This window comes from Streptomyces sp. NPDC059567 (assembly GCF_042735655.1).
Classification (GTDB): domain Bacteria; phylum Actinomycetota; class Actinomycetes; order Streptomycetales; family Streptomycetaceae; genus Streptomyces.
In genome coordinates this window covers 1-2476 of sequence record NZ_JBHWBS010000192.1, presented here as the reverse complement: position 1 = coordinate 2476, position 2476 = coordinate 1, and the positions used below count along the sequence as shown (strand labels likewise).

Below are 2476 nucleotides of genomic sequence, written 5' to 3'. Positions count from 1 at the left end.
AGGTCGTGACTGCGTGCCTTTTGAAGAATGAGCCTGCGAGTTTGCGGTGTGTTGCGAGGTTAACCCGTGTGGGGAAGCCGTAGCGAAAGCGAGTCCGAATAGGGCGATTCAGTAGCACGCTCAAGACCCGAAGCGGAGTGATCTAGCCATGGGCAGGTTGAAGCGGAGGTAAGACTTCGTGGAGGACCGAACCCACCAGGGTTGAAAACCTGGGGGATGACCTGTGGTTAGGGGTGAAAGGCCAATCAAACTCCGTGATAGCTGGTTCTCCCCGAAATGCATTTAGGTGCAGCGTCGTGTGTTTCTTGCCGGAGGTAGAGCACTGGATAGGCGATGGGCCCTACCGGGTTACTGACCTTAGCCAAACTCCGAATGCCGGTAAGTGAGAGCACGGCAGTGAGACTGTGGGGGATAAGCTCCATGGTCGAGAGGGAAACAGCCCAGAGCATCGACTAAGGCCCCTAAGCGTACGCTAAGTGGGAAAGGATGTGGAGTCGCAGAGACAACCAGGAGGTTGGCTTAGAAGCAGCCACCCTTGAAAGAGTGCGTAATAGCTCACTGGTCAAGTGATTCCGCGCCGACAATGTAGCGGGGCTCAAGCGTACCGCCGAAGTCGTGTCATTGCAGCAATAAGCCCCAACGGGTGCTGTGATGGGTAGGGGAGCGTCGTGTGCCGGGTGAAGCAGCCGCGGAAGCGAGTTGTGGACGGTTCACGAGTGAGAATGCAGGCATGAGTAGCGATACACACGTGAGAAACGTGTGCGCCGATTGACTAAGGGTTCCTGGGTCAAGCTGATCTGCCCAGGGTAAGTCGGGACCTAAGGCGAGGCCGACAGGCGTAGTCGATGGACAACCGGTTGATATTCCGGTACCCGCTTTGAAACGCCCAATATCGAGCCCATTAATGCTAAGCCCGTGAAGCCGTTCCGGACCCTTCGGGGAAAGGAAAGTGGTGGAGCCGGCGAACCAAGGTGGTAGTAGGTAAGCGATGGGGTGACGCAGGAAGGTAGTCCAGCCCGGGCGGTGGTTGTCCCGGGGTAAGGGTGTAGGCCGTGTGATAGGCAAATCCGTCACACATTAAGGCTGAGACCTGATGCCGAGCCGATTGTGGTGAAGTGGATGATCCTATGCTGTCGAGAAAAGCCTCTAGCGAGTTTCATGGCGGCCCGTACCCTAAACCGACTCAGGTGGTCAGGTAGAGAATACCGAGGCGTTCGGGTGAACTATGGTTAAGGAACTCGGCAAAATGCCCCCGTAACTTCGGGAGAAGGGGGGCCATCACTGGTGATCGGATTTACTCCGTGAGCTGGGGGTGGCCGCAGAGACCAGCGAGAAGCGACTGTTTACTAAAAACACAGGTCCGTGCGAAGCCGTAAGGCGATGTATACGGACTGACGCCTGCCCGGTGCTGGAACGTTAAGGGGACCGGTTAGTGACCTTTCGGGGTTGCGAAGCTGAGAACTTAAGCGCCAGTAAACGGCGGTGGTAACTATAACCATCCTAAGGTAGCGAAATTCCTTGTCGGGTAAGTTCCGACCTGCACGAATGGCGTAACGACTTCTCGACTGTCTCAACCATAGGCCCGGTGAAATTGCACTACGAGTAAAGATGCTCGTTTCGCGCAGCAGGACGGAAAGACCCCGGGACCTTTACTACAGTTTGATATTGGTGTTCGGTTCGGCTTGTGTAGGATAGGTGGGAGACTTTGAAGCCGTGACGCCAGTCATGGTGGAGTCGCCGTTGAAATACCACTCTGGTCGTGCTGGATGTCTAACCTCGGTCCGTGATCCGGATCAGGGACAGTGTCTGATGGGTAGTTTAACTGGGGCGGTTGCCTCCCAAAGGGTAACGGAGGCGCCCAAAGGTTCCCTCAGCCTGGTTGGCAATCAGGTGTTGAGTGTAAGTGCACAAGGGAGCTTGACTGTGAGACCGACGGGTCGAGCAGGGACGAAAGTCGGGACTAGTGATCCGGCGGTGGCTTGTGGAAGCGCCGTCGCTCAACGGATAAAAGGTACCCCGGGGATAACAGGCTGATCTTCCCCAAGAGTCCATATCGACGGGATGGTTTGGCACCTCGATGTCGGCTCGTCGCATCCTGGGGCTGGAGTCGGTCCCAAGGGTTGGGCTGTTCGCCCATTAAAGCGGTACGCGAGCTGGGTTTAGAACGTCGTGAGACAGTTCGGTCCCTATCCGCTGCGCGCGTAGGAATATTGAGAAGGGCTGTCCCTAGTACGAGAGGACCGGGACGGACGAACCTCTGGTGTGCCAGTTGTCCTGCCAAGGGCATGGCTGGTTGGCTACGTTCGGGAGGGATAACCGCTGAAAGCATCTAAGCGGGAAGCCTGCTTCGAGATGAGTATTCCCACCTCCTTGAGAGGGTAAGGCTCCCAGTAGACGACTGGGTTGATAGGCCGGATGTGGAAGCCCAGTAATGGGTGGAGCTGACCGGTACTAATAGGCCGAGGGCTTGTCCTCA

General features: G+C 56.5%; 1 rRNA gene (cut by a window edge). It reads left to right on the top strand.

Annotated features, from left to right (window positions below):
* Positions 1-2475: ribosomal RNA gene (locus tag ACFVZW_RS36795) — 23S ribosomal RNA — on the top strand; it begins 172 nt to the left of the window's first position.
* Position 2476 lies beyond the last annotated feature (1 nt).